This is a genomic window from Soonwooa sp., from assembly GCF_030151385.1.
GTDB lineage: Bacteria > Bacteroidota > Bacteroidia > Flavobacteriales > Weeksellaceae > Soonwooa.
Map to the genome: position 1 here is coordinate 1 of NZ_JASLDS010000037.1, position 21131 is coordinate 21131.

The 21131-nt window shown below is 35.8% G+C and carries 22 protein-coding genes; 6 read left to right on the top strand and 16 right to left on the bottom strand.

Going from position 1 to position 21131, the window contains the following annotated elements; all coding sequences use genetic code 11:
• Positions 1-168: 168 nt before the first annotated feature.
• Positions 169-783: a DUF5715 family protein gene (locus tag Q1V95_RS06235; RefSeq protein WP_300671753.1), complete on the bottom strand. Its 615-nt coding sequence runs from the start codon at positions 781-783 to the stop codon at positions 169-171.
• 194 nt (positions 784-977) lie between these two features.
• Here Q1V95_RS06235 and Q1V95_RS06240 point away from each other — a divergent pair, with 194 nt between their 5' ends.
• Positions 978-1955: a deoxyhypusine synthase family protein gene (locus tag Q1V95_RS06240; protein ID WP_300671755.1), complete on the top strand. Its 978-nt coding sequence runs from the start codon at positions 978-980 to the stop codon at positions 1953-1955.
• Positions 1956-2028: 73 nt separating this feature from the next.
• Here the strand turns inward: Q1V95_RS06240 and Q1V95_RS06245 are convergent, their stop codons facing one another.
• A complete protein-coding gene (locus Q1V95_RS06245) occupies positions 2029-2334 on the bottom strand; it encodes a DUF493 family protein (RefSeq protein ID WP_300671758.1) in 306 nt (101 codons plus the stop codon).
• A gap of 174 nt (positions 2335-2508) precedes the next feature.
• Positions 2509-3180: a DUF4197 family protein gene (locus Q1V95_RS06250; RefSeq protein ID WP_300671761.1), complete on the bottom strand. Its 672-nt coding sequence runs from the start codon at positions 3178-3180 to the stop codon at positions 2509-2511.
• A gap of 177 nt (positions 3181-3357) precedes the next feature.
• On the opposite strand from Q1V95_RS06250, the gene Q1V95_RS06255 reads away from it, so the two are divergent.
• Positions 3358-4200, top strand: coding sequence for an alpha/beta hydrolase (locus tag Q1V95_RS06255; protein ID WP_300671764.1), 843 nt, complete (start codon positions 3358-3360; stop codon positions 4198-4200).
• Positions 4201-4347: 147 nt separating this feature from the next.
• Positions 4348-4821, top strand: a complete 474-nt coding sequence (locus tag Q1V95_RS06260; protein ID WP_300671767.1) for a DNA starvation/stationary phase protection protein — start codon at positions 4348-4350, stop codon at positions 4819-4821.
• 41 nt (positions 4822-4862) lie between these two features.
• Here Q1V95_RS06260 and Q1V95_RS06265 read toward each other — a convergent pair whose 3' ends face one another.
• The 5 genes from Q1V95_RS06265 to hppD form a co-directional block, all read right to left on the bottom strand.
• The gene (locus Q1V95_RS06265) at positions 4863-5783 is read right to left on the bottom strand and encodes a M28 family peptidase (protein ID WP_300671769.1); all 921 of its coding nucleotides are present in this window, start codon (positions 5781-5783) and stop codon (positions 4863-4865) included.
• Positions 5784-6608 carry a flavin reductase family protein gene (locus tag Q1V95_RS06270; protein ID WP_300671772.1) on the bottom strand — a complete coding sequence of 275 codons (825 nt, stop codon included), beginning with the start codon at positions 6606-6608 and terminating at the stop codon, positions 5784-5786.
• A 100-nt stretch (positions 6609-6708) separates the two neighbouring features.
• Complete coding sequence (gene fahA / locus Q1V95_RS06275) at positions 6709-7962, bottom strand: fumarylacetoacetase (protein WP_300671775.1); 1254 nt, start codon at positions 7960-7962, stop codon at positions 6709-6711.
• A gap of 11 nt (positions 7963-7973) precedes the next feature.
• Complete coding sequence (locus tag Q1V95_RS06280) at positions 7974-8441, bottom strand: hypothetical protein (protein WP_300671777.1); 468 nt, start codon at positions 8439-8441, stop codon at positions 7974-7976.
• Positions 8442-8458: 17 nt separating this feature from the next.
• On the bottom strand, positions 8459-9589 hold the full coding sequence (gene hppD / locus Q1V95_RS06285) for a 4-hydroxyphenylpyruvate dioxygenase (RefSeq protein ID WP_300671780.1): 1131 nt from the start codon (positions 9587-9589) through the stop codon (positions 8459-8461).
• Positions 9590-9731: 142 nt separating this feature from the next.
• Here hppD and Q1V95_RS06290 point away from each other — a divergent pair, with 142 nt between their 5' ends.
• Genes Q1V95_RS06290 through Q1V95_RS06300 form a run of 3 tightly spaced genes read left to right on the top strand, consistent with a single transcriptional unit; the run spans position 9732 to position 11987 of the window.
• Positions 9732-10175, top strand: a complete 444-nt coding sequence (locus tag Q1V95_RS06290; RefSeq protein WP_300671843.1) for a 6-carboxytetrahydropterin synthase — start codon at positions 9732-9734, stop codon at positions 10173-10175.
• A 33-nt stretch (positions 10176-10208) separates the two neighbouring features.
• Positions 10209-10973, top strand: coding sequence for a UDP-2,3-diacylglucosamine diphosphatase (locus Q1V95_RS06295; RefSeq protein ID WP_300671782.1), 765 nt, complete (start codon positions 10209-10211; stop codon positions 10971-10973).
• Between the two features lie 6 nt (positions 10974-10979).
• Positions 10980-11987 carry an acyl transferase gene (locus Q1V95_RS06300; protein WP_300671783.1) on the top strand — a complete coding sequence of 336 codons (1008 nt, stop codon included), beginning with the start codon at positions 10980-10982 and terminating at the stop codon, positions 11985-11987.
• A 374-nt stretch (positions 11988-12361) separates the two neighbouring features.
• Here Q1V95_RS06300 and Q1V95_RS06305 read toward each other — a convergent pair whose 3' ends face one another.
• The 8 genes from Q1V95_RS06305 to Q1V95_RS06340 form a co-directional block, all read right to left on the bottom strand.
• The gene (locus tag Q1V95_RS06305; RefSeq protein ID WP_300671786.1) at positions 12362-13546 is read right to left on the bottom strand and encodes a hypothetical protein; all 1185 of its coding nucleotides are present in this window, start codon (positions 13544-13546) and stop codon (positions 12362-12364) included.
• Positions 13547-13579: 33 nt separating this feature from the next.
• Positions 13580-14419 carry a GMP synthase gene (locus tag Q1V95_RS06310; RefSeq protein ID WP_300671789.1) on the bottom strand — a complete coding sequence of 280 codons (840 nt, stop codon included), beginning with the start codon at positions 14417-14419 and terminating at the stop codon, positions 13580-13582.
• A 69-nt stretch (positions 14420-14488) separates the two neighbouring features.
• Positions 14489-15592, bottom strand: a complete 1104-nt coding sequence (locus Q1V95_RS06315; protein WP_300671792.1) for a carboxylate-amine ligase — start codon at positions 15590-15592, stop codon at positions 14489-14491.
• A 28-nt stretch (positions 15593-15620) separates the two neighbouring features.
• A complete protein-coding gene (locus Q1V95_RS06320) occupies positions 15621-16577 on the bottom strand; it encodes a hypothetical protein (RefSeq protein WP_300671795.1) in 957 nt (318 codons plus the stop codon).
• Between the two features lie 33 nt (positions 16578-16610).
• A complete protein-coding gene (locus Q1V95_RS06325) occupies positions 16611-17321 on the bottom strand; it encodes an alpha/beta hydrolase-fold protein (protein WP_300671798.1) in 711 nt (236 codons plus the stop codon).
• 11 nt (positions 17322-17332) lie between these two features.
• The gene (locus Q1V95_RS06330; RefSeq protein WP_300671801.1) at positions 17333-18541 is read right to left on the bottom strand and encodes an ATP-grasp domain-containing protein; all 1209 of its coding nucleotides are present in this window, start codon (positions 18539-18541) and stop codon (positions 17333-17335) included.
• 15 nt (positions 18542-18556) lie between these two features.
• The gene (locus tag Q1V95_RS06335; RefSeq protein ID WP_300671804.1) at positions 18557-19954 is read right to left on the bottom strand and encodes a leucyl aminopeptidase family protein; all 1398 of its coding nucleotides are present in this window, start codon (positions 19952-19954) and stop codon (positions 18557-18559) included.
• Entirely contained in the window at positions 19947-21074 is a 1128-nt protein-coding gene (locus Q1V95_RS06340) for an alpha/beta hydrolase-fold protein (protein WP_300671807.1), read from the bottom strand. Before Q1V95_RS06340 ends, Q1V95_RS06335 begins: the two co-directional genes overlap by 8 nt.
• Between the last annotated feature and the right edge of the window lie 57 nt (positions 21075-21131).

Genomic DNA, 21131 nt, shown 5'->3' on the forward strand with positions numbered 1-21131 from the left:
TATGAATTATGAATTATGAATTATGAATTATGAATTATGAATTATGAATTATGAATTATGAATTATGAATTATGAATTATGAATTATGAATTATTTTTGCTAAACACTAAACACTAAACACTAAACACTAAACACTAAACACCAACAACTAACAACCATCAACCAAAATTAGTAATTTCTCACTGTGACATGATAACAGCTTTGTTGCTTTTCTTTGATATAATAAATTCTGCCCAGACCTTCGAAATGTTTTAAAACTTTGAGGAGCGCCGCATCTAGTTTTGAATTTTGCTCCAATTTTCCATTAAAACGGACATAAGAAATGTCAAATGAATTACCGTAATTGTGTGAGCTGATGCCTAACGACGCGTTTTTGTTGACTTTCCGAAGTCTGCATTGATCTTCAAGAGAACGCGTTACAGAAGTAATGGTTATTTTGGAACCTTTGTTGTCTTTGCTAAATTTTGATCCGATTTTTTCTAAAGTCGTTTTGGCCTTCGACACAAGATAAGGATGACTGTAGTCTAATTTCTGAACTTTGTAACCTGTGCCATTGAGTTTTATTTTCGGAAGTTTGCCCTTGTTGTTATACTTTGTAATGTCCTTGGAATCTTTGAGGAGCTTAATGTTAAACTTCTTGGAAGCGTCAAGATGTGGTTGATATAAAGCTGTTGCTTCAACCTCGAGAACTTTTTTTAAGTCGTAACAATCGAGATTTTTGTTTTTCTGACTAAAGTAAAAATTGATGCTTAAAACTAAAAAAGCAAAAATATACCGTTTCATTTTATTGAATTGATTTTGCAAAGATAGGTCTTTATAAAGATATGCAGTTCTGGTGCTTTATTTAGAACTATTGGAAGCCTTTTTTATTACTTATCTGAAACAAAATTTTTAACAAATGATAAATTCTATTTTTCCTTTGACAAGATTTAGCCTTTACAATCCAATATTGTTATCTTTGCAAAAACAATTTTAAAATGAGCAATAGACCTATTTCAGAATTTCTTGAAAAGTACTATTTACACTTTAACGCTGCTGCGTTGGTAGATGCGTCAAAAGGATATGTGGCCCACTTGAAAGATGGTGGCAAAATGATGATTACCCTTGCTGGTGCAATGTCGACTGCAGAAATGGGCAAAATCCTTGCAGATATGATTCGTCAAGGAAAAGTGGACATCATCTCTTGTACAGGTGCTAACTTGGAAGAAGATGTGATGAATCTTGTTGCGCATTCTCACTACAAAAGAGTGCCTAATTACCGTGATCTAACACCAGAGCAAGAAAGAGAACTTCTTGACCAGCATTACAACCGTGTTACGGATACTTGTATTCCGGAAGAGGAAGCTTTCAGAAGATTGCAAACGCACTTAGAAGATGTTTGGCATGCTGCTGAGGAAAAAGGCGAAAGATATTTCCCACACGAATTCTTGTATCAAGTTGTTAATTCTGGAGTTCTAGAGCAATATTATGAAATCGATCCTAAAGATTCTTGGATTGTTGCTGCGGCTGAGAAAAACTTGCCAATCGTTTGTCCAGGATGGGAAGATTCTACAACTGGTAATATTTTCACGTCTAACGTTATCAAAGGAAATCTTAATGTTCACACAGTAAAGTCTGGTATCGAATATATGATTTACCTAACAGAATGGTATCGTGCAAACTCTGGAGGTAAAGGTGTTGGTTTCTTCCAAATTGGTGGCGGTATCGCTGGAGATTTCCCGATTTGTGTTGTACCGATGATGTATCAAGATTTGGAGTGGGAAGATGTACCTTTCTGGGCATATTTCTGCCAGATTTCAGATTCTACAACGTCTTACGGTTCTTATTCGGGAGCAGTTCCTAACGAAAAAATCACTTGGGGTAAATTGGATATCGATACACCGAAATATATCGTTGAATCTGATGCTACAATCTGTGCACCATTGATGTTTACTTATATTTTGGAGAATTCTTAATCGAATTTTTCAGATTTAAATAAAACGAAAACCTCTAGAATTTCTAGAGGTTTTTTTGTTTTTGCTAAGCTCATTAAAGCATAACAACGCCTTCAATTTCAGCAACTTTTTTGTAAATGTCAATCACTTGGTCAGCATCCAATACAAAACATTGTAATGTGCATGCCGTGTATTTTCCATTTTTACTATCTCTACTGCTGAAAGTGTGTTGAAGTCCATCGAATACTTTCATGATTTCAGTAATCTTTCCAGAGTCACTCGGTACAATAAATTTGTATAAATATTCTTCTGGAAAATTGTGATGATCTGTCAATTTTTCATGAAGAGATTTGTAGAATTCTTCGGGACTTTTATGATCACTGTTGATAATTTCTGCCATAATTTTAAAGTTTAAAAAAGTTTCCGAAAACAATCGGATACTCAAAGATAGTGAATTTTAAGATTTGTTAATAATCAAAGCTATCGACAATCTTAGGCTTTGACATTAGTATTTTCTATCCGAAAATTTTTGATTTCTAATTTAATTAACAAAAATGTTTTTAGTTTTTAAAAACTATTTCACAGCATTTTTAATCATATCGGTATTTTGTTTCTCGTAATTTCCAATTAATGCAAACATACCATTTACCAATTGTTCCGATGCGAGATTACTTAACATACTTGCATTAGGATTGTTATTGCTTTGTCCCAAAAGACTTCCAAGAAGATTGTTGCCTTTCAGTGCGGTGTTGATGGTTTTAATAATGCCGTATTCATTCAGTTTTTTATCAACTTCAGGAGCAATTGCTGCAACCAATTGAGATTGCGTTTTTTCCTTTAAAACTTGTGTTGCAATGCCAGAGCCGCCTTGTGCAATTCGTGCAGCATCGTCGGTGGTCAAACTGTTAACACCATTTATCAAAATAGGTTCTGCAAGGTTTGATGTGAAAGCTGCTGCATCAGCAATATATTCTTTTTCTTTCTGAACTAAATTCGAAAGTCCTAAGCTCGTTAAAGTCGAATTAATACTTCGTAATTGTGATGGCATTGCTTGGTCGATAAGGTTGTTCGACATAAAGGCGTTTTTGTCCTTAAAAATTGAAGTTCCACTAGAAATTCCGCCTATCAATATTTTTTTAATGATTGAAAGTCCAATACTTGAAGTCGCCAAAGCAACACAAGATTGAGGAACACTTGCTATTGCGATGGTTGCGAGGCTTGCTGTAATAATGTATTTCGGTCGCATAATGATTTTATAATTTATAGTTGCAAAAAAGTTTTCAAAAATTAAGCCATCCCTAATTTTAAAATATGTCAAAAATTTTAAAATGCAGAAACGGACGCCAGTTTGCAGGATTTTTGTAGAAAATGTATCGAAGCTTATTAATTAGTGTTTGCTTTTTTATAACTTTAAAAATAAAATATGTCAATCGAAATACACAGAAATATCTTCCTTACAAATCCTGAAACCAAATCCTTTTTAGCGGACATTTACTATAAAAAAAGCGATGAAAAGTTGCCACTTGTAATTTTGGTGCACGGTTACAAAGGCTTCAAAGATTGGGGAGCTTGGCATTATTTGGCGGAAGCATTTGCAGAAGCAGGTTTTTATTTTGTTAAATTTAATTTTTCTCATAACGGAACAACATTGGACGATACTTCAAATTTTGCCGATTTGGAAGCTTTTGGACATAATAATTATTCTAAAGAGATGAGTGATTTGCGATTTGTTATCGATCATTTTTCTAAACTTCCCGAAGTTGATGCTTCCAAAATTGCTTTGATTGGTCATAGCCGTGGAAACGGAAATGTTGTGATCCAAGCGTCAGAAGATTCTCGTATTAAAGCATTGGTAGATTTTGCAGGTATTTCAGATTATGCATCACGCTTTCCACCTAAAGAAATGTTGTCTGAAATCAAAAAGGCTGGCGTTCTCTACATCGAGAATAAAAGAACCAAACAGCAAATGCCTCATTATTATCAGTTTTTTGAAGATTTCAAAGCGAATGAAGAACGATTTACAATCGAGAAAGCTGTTAAAAAATTATCGATTCCATATTTAATTGTTCATGGTTCTGCTGACGAAACAGTTAGTTTAAAGGAGGCTGAATTGCTTCACCAGTGGGCAAAGAACTCAGAATTGTTGGTCATCGAAAATGGTGATCATGGTTTTGGAAGTTTTGAGCCTTGGTCTGAAAAGCAGATGCCCAAAGATTTAAAATTTGTTTCTGAAAAGTCAATTGAATTTTTGAAGAAAAATCTATAATTATTTTGTTTGTCTATCGAAGTTAATTTTTGTGATAGATTTTGTCATTATTTTGTTTTCCTTTTTTAAATTAATAAAAGTCTTATTGGTAGACGGTTTGATGTAGTTTTGTAACATAAAATTGAATTAATTTAAAAATAAAATATTATGAAAATGACAATTGGAATAGATGCAAAACAAATTAAGGATAATGTAAAAACACTATCTGTGCTTTTGGCAGACGAACATGTTCTTTATACCAAAACTCGAAATGCACATTGGAATATCACAGGTGCTGATTTTCATGCAATGCATGTGTTTTTTGAAAGTCAATATGATGAAATCGAGGAGATTATTGATGAGGTTGCGGAGCGCATCCGACAACTGGGAGAATTTGCTCCTGCGAGTTTGAAAGAATTTTTACAATTGTCAAACTTATTGGAGAAAAAAATAGCTAAAAATGATAGCCAAACTTTCGTAAAAGTATTGTTAGAAGATCACGAATCTGTGATAAAATCAATACGTAATGCGGTTTCTAAGATGGATGAAACGAAAGATTTCGGTACAGAAGATTTCTTGGTTGGTCTTTTAGAAAAGCACGAAAAAATGGCTTGGATGTTAAGAGCGCATTTATCAAAATAAACAGATAAGAAAAATGTCACCCAAATTTGAGTGACATTTTTTTATTTTTCAAGCTTGTCGTTATACTTAGGATTGAAATCCTTTTGCAGGGTTTTATCTAAAGTTTTGGCAAAACTGTTAACCAAGTTGGTTAGGTTTTTAAAATCGATAACCGTAATATCATCATTTACTTTATGATAATGATTTTGATGGTTCATATCAACGGTTGAGAACGAATGTGCAATAACGCCTTTCTTAACAAAACCGACATTATCAGAGCGATAGAATAAACCTTGGTTGAGATAAGGATCGCTGGCAATTTTGAAATCGTCAACAGCGTTTTGGTTCAGGATATCTTTTAAATCCGAAACATTGTCGCCTGTCATAAACATTTTGTTAGCACCAAATTCTGATTTCGTTCCAATCATTTCGAAGTTGAAAAGCGCTTTAATATTCGGAAGATACTTCTTGAATTCTGTATTATTCGATAAATTGTCAGAACCTACCAATCCAATTTCTTCAGCATTAAAACCTAAAAACATATAACTGTAATCGTCTTTTCGATCTTTGTAATAATGAGAAAGTGCGATAACTGCTGATGTTCCACTGGCGTTGTCGTCAGCACCATTATAGATTTTGTCATCTCCAGTTGCACGTTCGCCGATGTGATCAAAATGCGCTCCGAATGCTATGATCTTGTCTGTTTTTCCTTTTTTAATCGCACAAACATTAAAGTACATTTCGTCTTTGTAATGAAACGGAACCAAATAAGATTTGCCATAGCAATAATCTAATTTGTTCTTTTTGAATTGCTCTGCAATAAATTCCGCTGCTTTTTCATTTTCTGGTGTTCCAATTTTTCGGCCTTTCATATCGTCGGCAGCAAGCGTAGTTACAATGTCCTTAATTCTGGTTTCAGAAATTGTTTGCGCAAAAACAAAACTTGTTGAACAAGCTAAAATTAAAGTCGATAATTTTTTCATTTAATCAAGTTTTAAAATTTCCCAAGCTTCTGCAATTTTATTTTGATGTAATTGCTTTTGTGCAAGGATGTGTACAGCTTCTTCACCGGAAAAATTAGTTCCAGAAAGTTCTTCAATGTTGGCTAACATACCAAGATTGTTTCCTGTGAAAATTGTACTGGATTTAATCGCTTCTGGTAATTGATCATATCCAATGCCTTTTGTTACCAAAGGTTTTGGAACTTCAAAAAGGCTATCGGCGTTACTTCTCGAATAATAATTGGCTCCTAGTCTTGCCACCAAATCTAGTTTGTTTTGGTCGAGATTGCCGTCGTCTCCCAAGAATTGCTCCTGAATATGGATTTTTACAATTTCGCAAATAATCAAGTTTCCAGAACCTCCAACTTCGCCCAAAGATTTTATCTCCAAAACTTTGCACTCAAAATTAACGGGTGACTCTGCAATTAATGGTGGTTTTACCAATTCGGCAGGCTTCATGGTCAGACCAGATTTCACGAATTCGTTAACGCCGTCTTCATATTCTGTACTCGCTAAAGAAACTTGTTGCACCATATCGTAATTAACATTGCCAATAACGACTTCTGGAACTTCTAACAAGTTATGAAGTGTATGTTTGGTCGTATTGTCACGTACGCGACGACTCGGCGAAAAAATGAGAATCGGCGGCTTGGTACTGAACATATTGAAAAAGCTAAAAGGAGAAAGATTGATTTCTCCTTTTGCGTTAATTGTACTTGCTAAAGCAATTGGTCGTGGCGCAATTGCCGACTGCATCACCAATTGCAGTTGTGGACTTGTAAGGTCCGCTGGTGTTAATGTTTTCATATTTTTTGAACCACAAAGGGTTTTAAAACATTGTTTTTGAAATATCTCAAACCACAAAAATAAGATTAAAATGTAAAGCGCTTTTGTGGTTAAAATAAACTTAAATTTTTCTAGCTGGTAAAATTTTAGAAGTAACTTCTCCGAACCCTACACGAATGCCGTCTTTTTCTGACCAAGCTTTCATGGTAATCGTATCATTATCTTCAACAAATTTTCTTTCCTCGCCATTTGATAGTTTAATTGGATTTTGACCTCTCCAAGTTAACTCCATCATTGATCCATAAGATTTTGGATCTTCACCAGAAATCGTTCCACTAGCATAGATGTCACCAACTTCAACATTACAACCATTAACAGTGTGATGCGCTAATTGCTGGCACATATTCCAGTACATAAATTTGTAGTTACTAGCACTAATTAGATTATCGTCACCATTTTCTGGTTTTAGATAAACTTCCAAATTAATGTCATAATTTTTGTCACCTTCAAATTTCAGATAATCCAAAACTTCTGGATCTTGCGTTGGAGACGCAGTTCGGAATGGGTTTAAAGCTTCCATTGTTACAATCCAAGGCGAAATATTAGAACCGAAATTCTTGCCTAAGAATGGCCCTAGCGGAACATACTCCCAAGACTGAATATCTCTAGCCGACCAATCATTGAAAATCATCATTCCAAAAATAGCATCTTCGGTTTCTTCCATTGGGATGTGTTCACCAAGTTCTGTGTTTTTGTTAACAACAAATCCCATTTCTAATTCGAAATCCAATTGTAAGCTAGGACTAAAGAAAGGTTTTTCGGCTGTTGGTGGTTTTATTTGACCAACTGGACGTTGGATGTCAACACCAGAAACAACAATCGAAGAAGCGCGACCGTGATAACCTACAGGAAGATGTTTCCAGTTTGGTAGCAAGGCATTGGCTGGATCACGGAAAAGCATTCCAACGTTAGTCGCATGCTGAATGCTGCTGTAAAAATCCGTATAGTTCGGAACATGTACTGGCATCATCATTTGCACTTTGTCCAAGTCAAAGAAGCAAGCTTCTTTCGTTTTTTCATCGTTTGCCAAAGCAGAATCTTCAAGCAAAAGTTCCTGAATTTTTAAACGAGCTTCGTTGGTAATAGGTTTACCAAGTTCGATAAATTCATTTAAAGTGTAAGCTTCAAAAACGTTTTCGTCTAGACCTTTGATATTTTCGAAATAGCCAAAATCATGTAGACTTGCAAGATCGATAACAATGTCACCGATTCTTGTTGCACAAGCAATATATTCTTTATTAAAAACCGCAACCCCAAAAGGGATATTGTGAATAGAAAAGTCACTATCTGGACCGTAATCTACAAATGATTTCATATAATTTTATTTTAATTTTTCTTTCCAAGCTTGGTATTCTCTATCCAACGCTTGTTCGAGCTAGTATCTTTTAAATACCAAACTTGTTTGGCGTTCATCAGATAAAAAGTATAGGTTAGAGGCATCCCAATTTTTTTGCCTTCCAACATATCTGCTCTTACGGATACAATATTATTTTTGCGTACATAATCGCCAGTAAAGACGTTAGACGCTGTTTGACCATTTTCTTTGTCATCGAAAAGCTCGATTAGTGTAACAGTATTGTCAGGGTTAAACTCAACAATATGTCTTTCGTCGTGGTCATCAAAAGTTTCCATCAAAACAAATTTCTTGTTTAGAATGTCAAAATCCACGGCGTTTTTATTTTTTTTAACGCGGCTTTCAATTTTAGAAATAATGTCATCTAATTGTTGATAGCTTTGTGCACTAATGCTAATTGTAGTCAGCATTAATGCACCAGCTAAAAGTGTTTTTTTCATCTAAGTGTTTTATAATTTTAAAGATTTCCTCTTCTTTCTTGTTCTCTTTCTAAAGCTTCGAATAATGCCTTAAAGTTACCAGCACCAAAGCTTTGTGCGCCATGTCTTTCGATAATTTCGAAGAAAAGAGTAGGGCGGTCTTCTACTGGTTTTGTAAAGATTTGTAATAGGTATCCTTCTTCATCACAGTCTACCAAAATCCCTAAAGATTGAAGTTTTTTTATGTCTTCATCAATTGTTCCCACTCTTTCAGGAATCATGTCGTAGTAAGCTTCTGGTGGCGCAGAAAGAAATTCAACACCTCTCTTTTTAAGCTCAGTTACAGTATGTACGATATCTTTTGTCGCAACTGCAATATGTTGTACGCCTTCACCTTCGTAGAAGTCTAGATATTCTTCAACTTGAGATTTTTTCTTACCTTCTGCTGGCTCATTAATTGGGAATTTTGCAAAACCATTTCCGTTTGACATTACTTTAGACATCAAAGCAGAATACTCTGTATTAATCTGTTTGTCATCGAAAGAAAGGATATTTACAAATCCCATAACATCTTCGTACCATTTAACCACAGGAAGCATTCTGTCCCAATCTACGTTACCAACGCAGTGGTCAACATACAACAATCCAGCATCTTCTGGTTGGTAGTCGCTTTCCCATTTTTCGTAACCTGGCATAAAGGCGCCATTATAATTTTTTCTCTCTACAAACATATGAACCGTTTCTCCATAAGTGTAGATTCCCGACATTCTGATTTCACCTTGTTCGTCAGTTAGCGTAACTGGCTCTAGATACGGTTTTCCACCTCTTTTTGTAGTTTCTTCAAATGCTTTGTAGGCATCATCAACCCAAAGTGCCAAAATCTTAACACCATCGCCATGTTTTTTAACATGTTCGTTAATTGGAGAATCCGATTTAAGACCAGTTGTTAATACCAATCTTATTTTTCCTTGTTGCAAAACATAAGATGCACGATCTCTAACACCCGTTTCTGGACCTGCATAAGCAACAGACTGAAATCCAAAAGCTGTTTTGTAATAGTGAGCTGCTTGCTTAGCATTCCCTACATAAAATTCGATATAATCCGTTCCGTTAATTGGAAGAAAATTTTCTGCTTGCGCAATTTTTTCTGCAAAAGTTAATGTTGACATGTCTCTTTTCTACTTTTAAATATTATTCGCCAAATTACAAATTTTTAAACTTTTAGAAAAACCCAATTTTTCATAAAATTTCAGGTGCTTTATGCAACAGATTTCCGATATTCTTGAAACGAAAAATGCTTATCTTTGCGATATGATTCGTATTACAAAAATTTTCACTTTCGAAACTGCTCACGTGCTTTATAATTATGATGGTAAATGCAAAAATATGCATGGTCATTCTTATAAGCTTTTTGTGACAGTTAAAGGGAATCCTATCAATGATTTGGATGATGTGAAGAACGGAATGGTAGTTGATTTTGGCGATATCAAAAAAATTGTAAAAGATGAAGTTGTTGATGTTTGGGATCATGCCGTTTTGGTAAATGGTGCGTCGCCACACAAAAATCTTGGTCAAAAGTTAACAGACGAAGGGCACAAAGTTATCTTTTGTAATTACCAACCGACTTGCGAAAATATGTTGTACGACATCGCTGCAAAAATCAAGAATAAACTTCCAAATAACATCGAGTTGGCTTATCTAAAACTCCACGAGACCGAAAATTCTTATGGAGAATGGTTAGCAGAAGAAAACTAAATTTCAAATTGTTTTTTATAATCGAAATAAAAAATGACGCCAATTAATCTTTCACCTGATAAAAAAATCTATTTCGCGTCCGACCAACATTTTGGTGCGCCCGATCCTAAGTCTAGTAAGATTCGGGAAGAGCGCTTTATCCGTTGGCTCAACGAAATCAAAAAAGATGCGCAAGTCTTATTTTTGATGGGCGATTTATTCGATTTTTGGCACGAGTGGCAATACGTCATTCCGAAAGGATATGTCCGTGTTTTAGGAAAATTAGCAGAACTTAAAGATTCAGGAATTGAAATTTACTTCTTTGTTGGCAACCACGATTTATGGATGAAGGATTATCTTGAAGAAGAAATCGGTTGTACAGTATTTTTTTCAAAACAATATTTTTCGGCTGCTGGCAAACGCTTTTTGTTAGCGCATGGTGATGGACTTGGTCCTGGCGACAAAGGTTACAAAAGGATGAAGAAACTTTTCACAAATCCTTTTGCACAGTGGGCTTTCAAATGGTTACATCCCGATATTGCAATGCGTATTGCTTTGTATATGTCACAAAAAAATAAAATGATTTCTGGTGAGGAGGACAAAGAGTTTTTGGGAGAAGACAAAGAGTTTTTAATTGTCTATTCCAAAAAGAAATTGGAGACAGAAGATATCGATTACTTTGTCTATGGACACCGCCATTTGCCGATGGTTTTGGACTTGCCAAAAGGAGCTAAATATATCAATCTGGGTGACTGGATTTCTTACTTTACTTACGGCGTTTTCGATGGCGAATTCCATTTGAAAACCTTTGAAGAATAATTAAAAATGCAAAATTCCATTTTCAATATACAATCCGAAACTGATTTTCAAGAAGCAGCTTTGGAGACTTTTCAATTTCAATATGCGAATGTTGAGGTTTACAAAAAGTTTGTTGATTATCTCAATATCAATCCAAATGAGGTGAAGGCTGTAGCAGAAATTCCTTTTTTACCCATCGAAATGTTTAAAAATCATCAAGTTTTAGATAAAGATAAAACTGCCGAAAAGTATTTTCAAAGTTCGGGGACAACGCAGATGAATCTCTCCAAACATTGGATTGCAGATTTTGGATTGTATGAAGAGAGCATTTACAAAAGCTTTGACCAATTTATTGGAAAGCCCGAAGACTTTATTTTTCTGGGACTTTTGCCGAGTTATTTGGAGCGCGACAATTCGTCGTTGATCTATATGGTCAATTATCTTATCGAAAAATCGGGTAAGCCAGAAAATGGATATTTCCTTTACAATCACGAAGATTTATTCGAAATTCTAAATAAAACCTCTAATAAAAAAGTTATTCTGTTTGGTGTTTCGTTTGCCTTGTTGGACTTTTTGGACACATTAAAATCTAAGAAATTACAACTTAATTCCACCGAAAATCTTATCGTTATCGAAACGGGCGGCATGAAAGGTCGTAAAGAAGAAATGACAAAAGACGAACTCTTGTCGATTTTCCAAAAAGCTTTTAAAACCAACAAAATCTACTCCGAATATTCGATGACCGAATTGTTGTCGCAAGCTTATTCCATGGGCGAGAATATCTACGATTGTCCCAATTGGATGCGGATTTTGGTGAGAAATACCGAAGATCCATTTTCATATATGGAGTCGGGTAGGACGGGCGCAATCAACATTATCGACCTCGCCAATCGCCATTCTTGCAGCTTTATTGCAACACAGGATTTAGGAAAAATCATTGAAAATCCAAACCCGAAGACGCTTAACAAAAGCTTCCAAGTTTTGGGCAGGATTGACCATTCCGACATTCGCGGTTGCAGTCTTTTGGTATCTTAAAATTTTTATTTGGGCGGCATTTTGGGCTGTCACTAGTCGCTTTTTTCTAGATGGCTAGATTTAGTTGCCAAGCTGAGCTAAAGCACAAAAGCCATCACGAAAAAGAGCTCCAACAGGTCGTTCCATCCCTGCCGCAGATTTCGGATAATTATTCCCAAAACTAATCCGTGGTTTTTTTCAAATAAAATAAAAGCTTAAAAGTTTAACTTTAACAAGTTGAGCTTAATGGACAAAAATTAGTTTGAAAACTCTTTTAAATACTTTGTGTATTAGCTTTGAGGCAAATCAAAATTCCTTGAATAAAAAAAAACGCCATAAAAATATTGTGGCGTTTCACTTTTTATAAAAAAAAGTCCGTTAATAATTTAATAAAACTATTTTACAAACAATGCAAAAGAGCTTCCTGTCCACATTTGGTTAGCTTTGTTGAAATCAACATTCGCCATCTCGGACTTTGTCATTCTCACCAAATTATTAAGATAAGTAGGATATTCGTCGCCAGGTTTCCAGATAAAAAGCATTCGGATTTCGCCTTTTGCATATTCGCCATTTGGGTCACGGAAAACCTCTGCATATTCCACTTTTTTCTGCAAAATATATTGAGACGGATTGTCGAGTTGTGCGAGCGTTTCTTTAGTTGGGTGCAGATTAATACCACCGCCAGCGAAAGAATACAAAGGTTTTAACACATATTCTTCGATGTTTTCATCACTTGGAAATTCGTTGGCGTAATAACTTTCTGGGATATAAGTATGCTCCAAAAGAGGCAAAACATATTTCGAAATTTTATAAAACCAATTCGGATGCGTAACCCACACAACGTCCACATCTTCACGAATGTTGAATTCTGATTCGAAGCCTTCGATTTTGTCCAATTCGTCCAAGATGACGCGGTTATAGATACGTTTTATTTTTACTAATTCGCCTTTGTCATTTTCATAGAAAATTTCACGACCTCTTTTCTTAACCTTACTAAGACAAACTGTTTTTATGCCTAGTAAATCTTCCGTAATTTTAAAGTCAATTTTAGTCTTTTGACGTTCTGGATAAACTTCGAGAAGAATGACATTTTCGGGTTTTTCATCAGCGATAATAACTTCCTTCATGATGGCAATCATTTGGTCGGAAGGGATTCTTTGTGATAGTTCTGCTAAAAATGGAAAAATCTCAAATACCACATCTCGATGCAATTCTTCAAAAGCATACAAAGATGGAAAAGCTTGTAACTCGATTAACTGAGGCATTGGTTTACCATCTGCGCCACGACAAATTCCAAAATCAATACAAAGAAAATGCGGTTTGTCGGTGTCATTTGGCACAAAGCAATCTGCTGGAACGGCTTTGTCAAATACCTCTTTTGGTATTTTATTAATTTGTTCTAGAATAGATTCCGCGGCATACAATAATTTTTCTCTAAAAGAATAAGGTAAAAAAACGGGCGTTTCACAAAGGCGAAAGCCTGTGTATTCTCCAGTTTTTTGATGTATCAATTCCTTCATCAACTCATATTTTTCGTTGCTGAATTCTTGATTAAAAAGATCTCTATATTTTGGTACCATTTGTGTTTTGTTTGTGTAGTTTATTGTAGTTTATTAATGCACACTGTGCGCGACAGATGCTAAAATTTTGTTTTGCGCCATTTTTAGGAAGCTTGGTAATATTTCCTTTTGCGTCAAAATGATTTTGTCCTCATCGTCAATTCTGTCCAAGGTTTCCAAATACTTTTCCATGCCAAAATTGTTGATCATCGCTTGCTTGTTAGTTTCATCTTTTAGATTTTCTAACATGCCAGCTGGATTGGCTTCTGGATGGAATTGGGTTCCGAAAATCTCATCCGAAAAACGAATTGCCATTAAGGCTCTTTCCAATTGGATATTCGGACGCATTTTCTCAATTGCGACAACCTTCATTCCCATTTCATTCAGCTTGTCATCATTTGGTTCAATACATTGGAACGAACGCGAATCCACAGCATAGAACGGTTCAGGAAGATTTTTGAACAAAACTTCATGATGACCTTCTTCAGTTTTGTGGATTGGCATCACACCAAACGAGTAAGATTTTCTTTTACAAACATTAGCCAACTTCCAATTGATAACCGCCAACTGGAATGAGTGGCAAATTAAAAACAAGTATTTTTTGTCTTCGTTATTTTTGTTGTAATCCCAAATTCCATTTAAGAAGTTGGCGTAAGGTGCTTCCCATGCAAAACCTTCTTTGTGAGGATTTCCGGGACCTCCTGATGAAATAAAAATATCAAAATCCTCGATATTTGGCATTTCATTTTTATAACGAACATCAAAAACCTCGATGTTAACTTGTTCTTGATTTGTATTTTTAAAAGCTTCAGAAATCTGAATAATATTCGCCAATCCTTGGTTTGGAAAATTGTTATTCATATCCAAAATCGCTATTCTAACTGCTTGATTCATACTGCAAATAATTTTTGCAAAGTTACGCAAATATTAACAAATGGCTTTTTGTACAGCTCTCGATGCTGATTAGATAACACTTTTTTCAGTTTCATAAATCATGTAATCCACCACAGCTTTTAAGTCGCCACCGCTTTCCTCAAATACTTTAAGTTGACGATCAGCGCCTGTTCCCATTCTCAAAATTTCTTTAGAATATTCAACTTCGTCGCGGCAGTCAAGCTCGTCCACAACATCATCAATAAACATTAGAAGTTCGTCCAACAAATCGGAATATGGAACACTCGTTTCTTTTCCGAAATCAATTAGATTAGCATGGATTCCGTCTTTAGAAGCGCGCCATTTATTTTCTGAAATCATCAATCTTCGATACGAGCGGAAACTAATATTTTGCTGGTGCATTTTGTAAATTTTTGCCACCAAACATTGCATAATTGCAGCCAAACAAACCGTCTCGTCAATAGTTAATGGCATATCACAAATTCTAAATTCGATGGTTGGATAAAAAGGATGGACACGCAAATCCCACCAGATTTTTTTTGCATTGTCGATAGTCCCAGTTTTGATCATCAAGTTGACATAAGCATCAAACTCTGCAACACTACTGAAGTAACTCGGAATACCAGTTCTCGGAAATTTAGCAAAAACTTCTTGACGATAAGATTTAAAACCAGTCAATCGACCAACCCAAAATGGCGAGTTGGTGGACAAAGCATAAACGTGCGGCAAAAAGTAGCGCATCACATTTTGGATTCGGATGCCCTCTTCTCTGTCTGGGATGCCAATGTGAACATGCAAACCAAAAATAAGATTAGAACGTGCAACATCGCCCATGTCATTAACCAATTTGTCATAACGAGCATCTTTGGTAATGATGTTATTTTTCCAATGCGAAAATGGATGTGTGCCGCCTCCCGAAACGCGAAGTCCTTGCTCGTGTGCCACTTTTACAAGGTGACGACGCAGATTGGTAAGTTCTTCTCGCGCTTGTTTTACGTTTTGACAAATGCCAGTTTCCATTTCGACAACAGATTCGTGCATTTCGTGTTTTAAGTTTTCGCTGAGAAGTGTTTTTCCGCCTTCAATTATTTTGGAAACATGTGATACCAAATCGCGTGTTTCAGCATCGATAATCTGATATTCTTCTTCTACTCCTATTGTGAATTTGTGCATAGTTTGTGTTTTTGATGTTAGAAAAGTTCTATTTTTTAACAGAATCTTTCACGAAGTCGCCCCAAGAAATATTTGGTTTTCCAGAAACAAATTCTTTGGCTTTTTCGATGGCTAATTTTGCAGAATGTTCCACAATCCATTGGAAGTTGTCCTCACCAACTGAATTGCGATCTGCATCTGGCGCAGGATTACAGAAGTCGATAGCATAAGGAATACCATCTCTTACAGCGAACTCAACAGTGTTAAAATCGTAACCCAAAGCCTCATTAATTTTTAAAGTGTAATCATGGATGGTATTTAGAATTTTTTCCAGTTCTGCACCTTCATATTTTGACTCAGTTACATAACGTAAGTGATGTGGATTGCGCGGATCGTAAGGCATAATGTGTACATACTTTTTGCCCAAACAATACACGCGGTAGTAATCTTCGAAGACAATTTCTTCCTGAACCATCATTACCAATTGCTCAGTTTCTGATAATTTATTCCAAAGATCATCCGGATTTTCTACACGGTAAACATTGCGCCAGCCGCCACCATCGTGAGGTTTCATATAAGCTGGAAAGCCAACATAATTAAAGATGTAATCCCAATCGTGAGGATATTTTAAATTTCTAAATGAAGTTTCTGAAGTGTTGGTTGGTCGATCATGCGATGGTAGAAGTACAGTTTTCGGAACAGGGATTCCGATTTTTGTCATTAAAGCATTGTTAAAAAACTTTTCGTCAGCGCTCCACCAAAAAGGATTGTTGATGACATAGGTTCCATTAACTGCGGCATTTTTCAGATAAGCACGGTAGAAAGGTACATCCTGCGAAATTCTGTCAATAATCACCGCGTATTCGTAATCCGCGCCTTGCTCCAGTTTGTCAATCATTACTGGTTCTGCGATAATTTCGCCATTTCCTAACTCGTTAACTTTATCGATAAATGCCCATGGAAACGTGTCTTCCATACCAAATAATATTCCTACTTTTTTTGCCATAATTGTAATTTTTTTATGTGTTTTTAAAATGATTTAATTAAAATAAGTTGAGATGAATTTTGGAAAAACCATTCGCCAAAGTGGCCAGTCATGGTTAATCCACTTGGCTTCGTCATACCAAAAGCTGATAGATTTCGTCGCTAAAATAGCTGCCATTTTTCGGGTTTTGTCAAGGCAAATATCTTGGTCAGATGTGCTAAGGACAATGTGCATGTGTCGGTATTTCCAACCTTCATCATTGGGTACAAACTCTTCTGGACAGTTGAAATAAACCAAATTGTCTTGATAGTTTTCCATAAAACTTCGGATTGAAAATGCACCTGACAAACAGAATAAATGCGAAACCAAATCTGGGTATCTAAATGCAAAATTAGACGCATGATAACCTCCAAAACTGCAACCTGCAACAGCTACGCGATGTGTCTGATGCATTTTTTGAATATGAGGGACAAATTCTTGTACCAAAAACTGAACATATCTTTCGTAATTTCGGATGCGCTCGGCTGGTGATAAATGGTCGGCATAGAAAGTGTCTTTGTCGATGGTTTCGACATTGTATAACTTCACTTTTCCATCATTGATAAAACTGGAAATACTTCCGTTAAGATGGAAATCGGCATTTTGAGTATAAGAACCTTGTGAAGTCGGAAACATAACAATTGGATATCCGAAATGTCCTGTAACTTCAACTTTTAGGCTTCTTCCCAAAATGTGTGAGTAAAAATCAGTATGTTCTATATGCATATTTTATGTTATTAAGAGGTTGGTTTTTCTGTTGGTGGTAAAATGTTGAGAATATGTTCCGCTATAATTTCTGAGGCGCAGTCAATATCTTCGATAATTTGTTGTTCAGAATCTGATTTAAAAACGATTCCGATGTGATTCTCAATAGATAAAAATTTAAAAATCTGTGGACATTTAAACATTGATGTGTCAGGATCTTTTTCTTTGGCTAAAGCGATTAGAAGTCCAGCAAAGTGATTCTTCTCCGCAGAAACCGAATAGTCATTTTTACGCAATAGCGCATTTTCTAGTTTTGCCCATTCTCTCCAAATATTAACACCAGTTGCCGCTTCTATCATATCCGGAATATGAGCACCGCCAACGCGTGATGAGGTTTCTAGGAAGTAGAATTGTCCATCATCACCGTAAATAAACTCACTGTGTGTCGCGCCATTTTTTATTCCAAATTTTTCTAAAACTTGTTGATTGATTTTTAGCAAGGCTTTTGTAAAATCAGTGTTTTGATCCAAAGTTCTTGTTGCAAAAACACCACCTTCATGCGATACCTTCATCGGAGGCGATGTGTATTGCGAACAACAAGCGAAAACGATTTGATGTTTATACACCAAACAATCGACATGATAAACTTTTCCAGGTTTAAAACTTTCTAAAAGAAATTTGTAACGTTCTTCCTTTAGATTTTCGATGGCAGTCCATAATTGCTCACGATTCAGAATTTTTTTAATTCCGTTTGCAGAGGCTTCAGAACGTGGTTTCAGAACCCAAGGACCAGGATGTTCCTCTGTGAAAAAGTTTAATTTTTCATCATTAAAAATCGCCGAAAACTCAGGAACGTTAATGTCGTTATCCAAAGCTTGCTGGCGCATCGCCAACTTGTCACGGAAATAACGGTGTGTCGTTTGTCCCATTCCAGGAATTCGGTAGGTTTCACGAATCATAGCTGCTTTTTCGACGTCGTAATCATCCAAAGCTACGACAGCATCGACTTGATGAACCTTCATCAAATATGCAAAACCTTGCACCAAATGGTCAAGATTCCAAATGGATGGCGCAATTTCGGGCATGTAGTAGATTTCGTCAATCGCGTGCCACGGCCAGTTTTTTGACTTCAAAGATTCGGAGGTAATCAAAATGACTTTATTGCCGAGCTTTTTGGTTTCGTCCATAAAGTCAAATCCTTTATAATAGCATGATATGCAAACAATCGTTTTCTCCATCATATTCTGATTTGTGTTTTAATTATAAGTTTTGAAAAGCTGTGCAAGAAGATGAACACCATAACCAGTCGCCGCTTTATCTTTTGCATAATCAACATTTCCATACGCAACACCGGCAATGTCTAGATGTGCCCATGATGGATGCTCGTTGATGAATTGTTCTAAAAACTTTGCGGCAACAATACAATCGCCAACAGGTTTTAGGGAGATGTTTTTAAAGTCGGCAACATCCGAAGTAATTTCAGATTTCCAAATATCCCAAAGGGGAAGATTCCAAATTTTATTTTGGCTTTTCTCACTTGAGCTAAGCAGTTTTTGATTCAGCTTATCATCATTACAAAAATAGGCGCCACACGTATTTCCGAACATTCGGACGCTACTTCCTGTTAAGGTTGCAAGGTCGATAAGATGGTCTATTTTATAATTTTTGGTGACGTAAGAAAGTCCATCAGCAAGTGTTAATCGGCCTTCCGCATCGGTATCAATAATTTCGATGGTTTTTCCGTTGTAGGCTTTCACAACATCACTTGGTAAATATGCTTTTTCCGAAACGGCGTTGTCGGTAATTGGTAAAACGGCTACAATATTAATTGGAAGTTGCATTTCGGCAGCATAAATTAAAGCCCCAATAACAGCCGAAGCGCCGCCCATATCGCTTTTCATATAATGAAGATTGGTGGATGGTTTTATAGAAATACCTCCTGTATCAAACAATACGCATTTCCCAACCAGTCCAATAGTTGGCGCAGATTTTTTAGGACTTTGATATTCTAAAATGGTGAACGCAGCGTCCATCGCACTTCCTTGGTTGACCGCTACAAAAGCTCCTAAACCTTTCTTTATCGATTCTTCTCGGTTATAAACTTTATACTTGAATTTATATTTTTTTGAAATATCTTTTAAAAATGAAGAAATCGCATCAACTTTCTTTTGATTGGCAGGTTTGTTGAGCCAATCCATTCCTGCAAACTGTCCTATACAAAGCGCCTTTGCATCTTTTACAATAGCATTAATCGTTTTTTTGTCTTGTTTTGAGGTTTCAATTTCAAAATCTGAATTCCAAAAAGGATGTTCATTTTTGAATGGATATTGGTAAGTTCCTTGGAAAAGTCCAATAATAAAAACTTCCAAATCCTCGTTACTCAATTCGTTTTCAATCAATAATTTCTGTGGCAACAAAGATTTTCGATATTTATAAGAAAAACTTTTGGCAACTTTCAGAAGACTAGCCGTCGACATTTGTTTTCCCATGCCAATAAAATATTGCACGGAATCTTCGTCGGTATTCACAAAAAAATCCTTCTCTTCCGCAGAAAAAAATAGTTGAATGTTTTTTGGAAAATTAACTTTAGATGTTGACCAATCTTCAGTTGTAAAAAGATGTATTGATTGTTTTGTTGTATTTTTTTTAGACATTTTTTTCAGTGGCGTTTTGTTGTACTTTTATCGTTGACGGATCCTCCAAAGTGTCATAATAAAGCCATTCTATAGCACGCGGAAATTCCTGTGACCAATAGAATTCTTGGTGGATGCCCTCATCATTTATACTTGTTTTAATTTCAAAATCAAAATAATCTTCTAATTCAAAGTTTTGTAAAGCAGATTCAAATTTTTCTATACGTTCTACCATCTGCGAACCTTCTTTTTCGCCGCCGTAGAGATAAACTTTGGTGTAAAAAGGTTTGCTAAATTTCATTAGCGGAAAATCATTATTTGGTTCTACCCAAAGCGATGGCGAAAATATCATCAACTTCGAGTAGACTTCTGGATAAAGAAATCCTGCGTAGATGCTAATAAGTGCACCCAGTGAGCTTCCTCCGATTCCGGTGTTATCGCGATCTTTTTTAGTTCTATATTTTTGGTCGACAAATGGCTTTAGCGTATCGGTTATAAATCTTAAATATTTTTTGCCTTCCGCGCCTTCTGCAACTTTATCATTGTCAAAAATATATTCTTTGATACGGTCATTTTCACCATGTTCTACAGCAATCACGATGAGGTTGCCTCTTCCATATTCTGCTAGCAATGCCAGTTTTTTATCGATTTCCCAATTGCCAAAGGCTGAGCTTTCATTAAAAAGATTCTGTGCGTCTTGCAAATACAAAACGGGATATTCGAGGTCTGTTTCGTGATAATCGTAGGGTAGCAATGCCCAAACTTTTCGCGTTTTGTCCAGTTGTGGAATGTAAAAAGCTTCGTCGATTAATTCTACATGAGGGAAAAACTCTTCCTTGAAAGGTCCCCAATTAATACGCCATTTTTCGGCGGTGTTTTCTGATTCTTTATCTGTTTTTTTTACTTTTCGGTTGGGCGTAATATTGTCGTATTTGTCGATTTCAACATTTTCCCAACCACCTTTTGTGAATTTATACTCTATGATATCTGGCAATTTTTCGTCGGCGATATCTATGAAATAATGTGCATTGTCAATTTTTGTCATTTTAAAATTTGGATCTTTCGGATTCCAAGCATTAAAATTTCCTGTTATATAAACATCGCGATCATCTTCATCTGGCGTCATCAGGTTAAACTTCATCTTTTGTCATATGTTAATGGTAACTAATTTATGAAATATTTTAACATCTTTAACATT

Excerpts from the sequence above, each read along its gene's own strand:
- Q1V95_RS06270 (WP_300671772.1), bottom strand. The coding sequence starts at position 6,608 with ATGAAAACATTAACACCAGCGGACCTTACAAGTCCACAACTGCAATTG.
- Q1V95_RS06245 (WP_300671758.1), bottom strand. The coding sequence starts at position 2,334 with ATGGCAGAAATTATCAACAGTGATCATAAAAGTCCCGAAGAATTCTAC.
- Q1V95_RS06295 (WP_300671782.1), top strand. The coding sequence starts at position 10,209 with ATGACGCCAATTAATCTTTCACCTGATAAAAAAATCTATTTCGCGTCC.
- Q1V95_RS06250 (WP_300671761.1), bottom strand. The coding sequence starts at position 3,180 with ATGCGACCGAAATACATTATTACAGCAAGCCTCGCAACCATCGCAATA.
- hppD (WP_300671780.1), bottom strand. The coding sequence starts at position 9,589 with ATGTCAACATTAACTTTTGCAGAAAAAATTGCGCAAGCAGAAAATTTT.
- Q1V95_RS06265 (WP_300671769.1), bottom strand. The coding sequence starts at position 5,783 with ATGAAAAAATTATCGACTTTAATTTTAGCTTGTTCAACAAGTTTTGTT.
- Q1V95_RS06325 (WP_300671798.1), bottom strand. The coding sequence starts at position 17,321 with ATGCATATAGAACATACTGATTTTTACTCACACATTTTGGGAAGAAGC.
- fahA (WP_300671775.1), bottom strand. The coding sequence starts at position 7,962 with ATGAAATCATTTGTAGATTACGGTCCAGATAGTGACTTTTCTATTCAC.
- Q1V95_RS06305 (WP_300671786.1), bottom strand. The coding sequence starts at position 13,546 with ATGGTACCAAAATATAGAGATCTTTTTAATCAAGAATTCAGCAACGAA.
- Q1V95_RS06335 (WP_300671804.1), bottom strand. The coding sequence starts at position 19,954 with ATGTCTAAAAAAAATACAACAAAACAATCAATACATCTTTTTACAACT.
- Q1V95_RS06290 (WP_300671843.1), top strand. The coding sequence starts at position 9,732 with ATGATTCGTATTACAAAAATTTTCACTTTCGAAACTGCTCACGTGCTT.
- Q1V95_RS06300 (WP_300671783.1), top strand. The coding sequence starts at position 10,980 with ATGCAAAATTCCATTTTCAATATACAATCCGAAACTGATTTTCAAGAA.
- Q1V95_RS06240 (WP_300671755.1), top strand. The coding sequence starts at position 978 with ATGAGCAATAGACCTATTTCAGAATTTCTTGAAAAGTACTATTTACAC.
- Q1V95_RS06315 (WP_300671792.1), bottom strand. The coding sequence starts at position 15,592 with ATGCACAAATTCACAATAGGAGTAGAAGAAGAATATCAGATTATCGAT.
- Q1V95_RS06260 (WP_300671767.1), top strand. The coding sequence starts at position 4,348 with ATGAAAATGACAATTGGAATAGATGCAAAACAAATTAAGGATAATGTA.
- Q1V95_RS06255 (WP_300671764.1), top strand. The coding sequence starts at position 3,358 with ATGTCAATCGAAATACACAGAAATATCTTCCTTACAAATCCTGAAACC.
- Q1V95_RS06235 (WP_300671753.1), bottom strand. The coding sequence starts at position 783 with ATGAAACGGTATATTTTTGCTTTTTTAGTTTTAAGCATCAATTTTTAC.
- Q1V95_RS06320 (WP_300671795.1), bottom strand. The coding sequence starts at position 16,577 with ATGGCAAAAAAAGTAGGAATATTATTTGGTATGGAAGACACGTTTCCA.
- Q1V95_RS06330 (WP_300671801.1), bottom strand. The coding sequence starts at position 18,541 with ATGATGGAGAAAACGATTGTTTGCATATCATGCTATTATAAAGGATTT.
- Q1V95_RS06280 (WP_300671777.1), bottom strand. The coding sequence starts at position 8,441 with ATGAAAAAAACACTTTTAGCTGGTGCATTAATGCTGACTACAATTAGC.
- Q1V95_RS06310 (WP_300671789.1), bottom strand. The coding sequence starts at position 14,419 with ATGAATCAAGCAGTTAGAATAGCGATTTTGGATATGAATAACAATTTT.
- Q1V95_RS06340 (WP_300671807.1), bottom strand. The coding sequence starts at position 21,074 with ATGAAGTTTAACCTGATGACGCCAGATGAAGATGATCGCGATGTTTAT.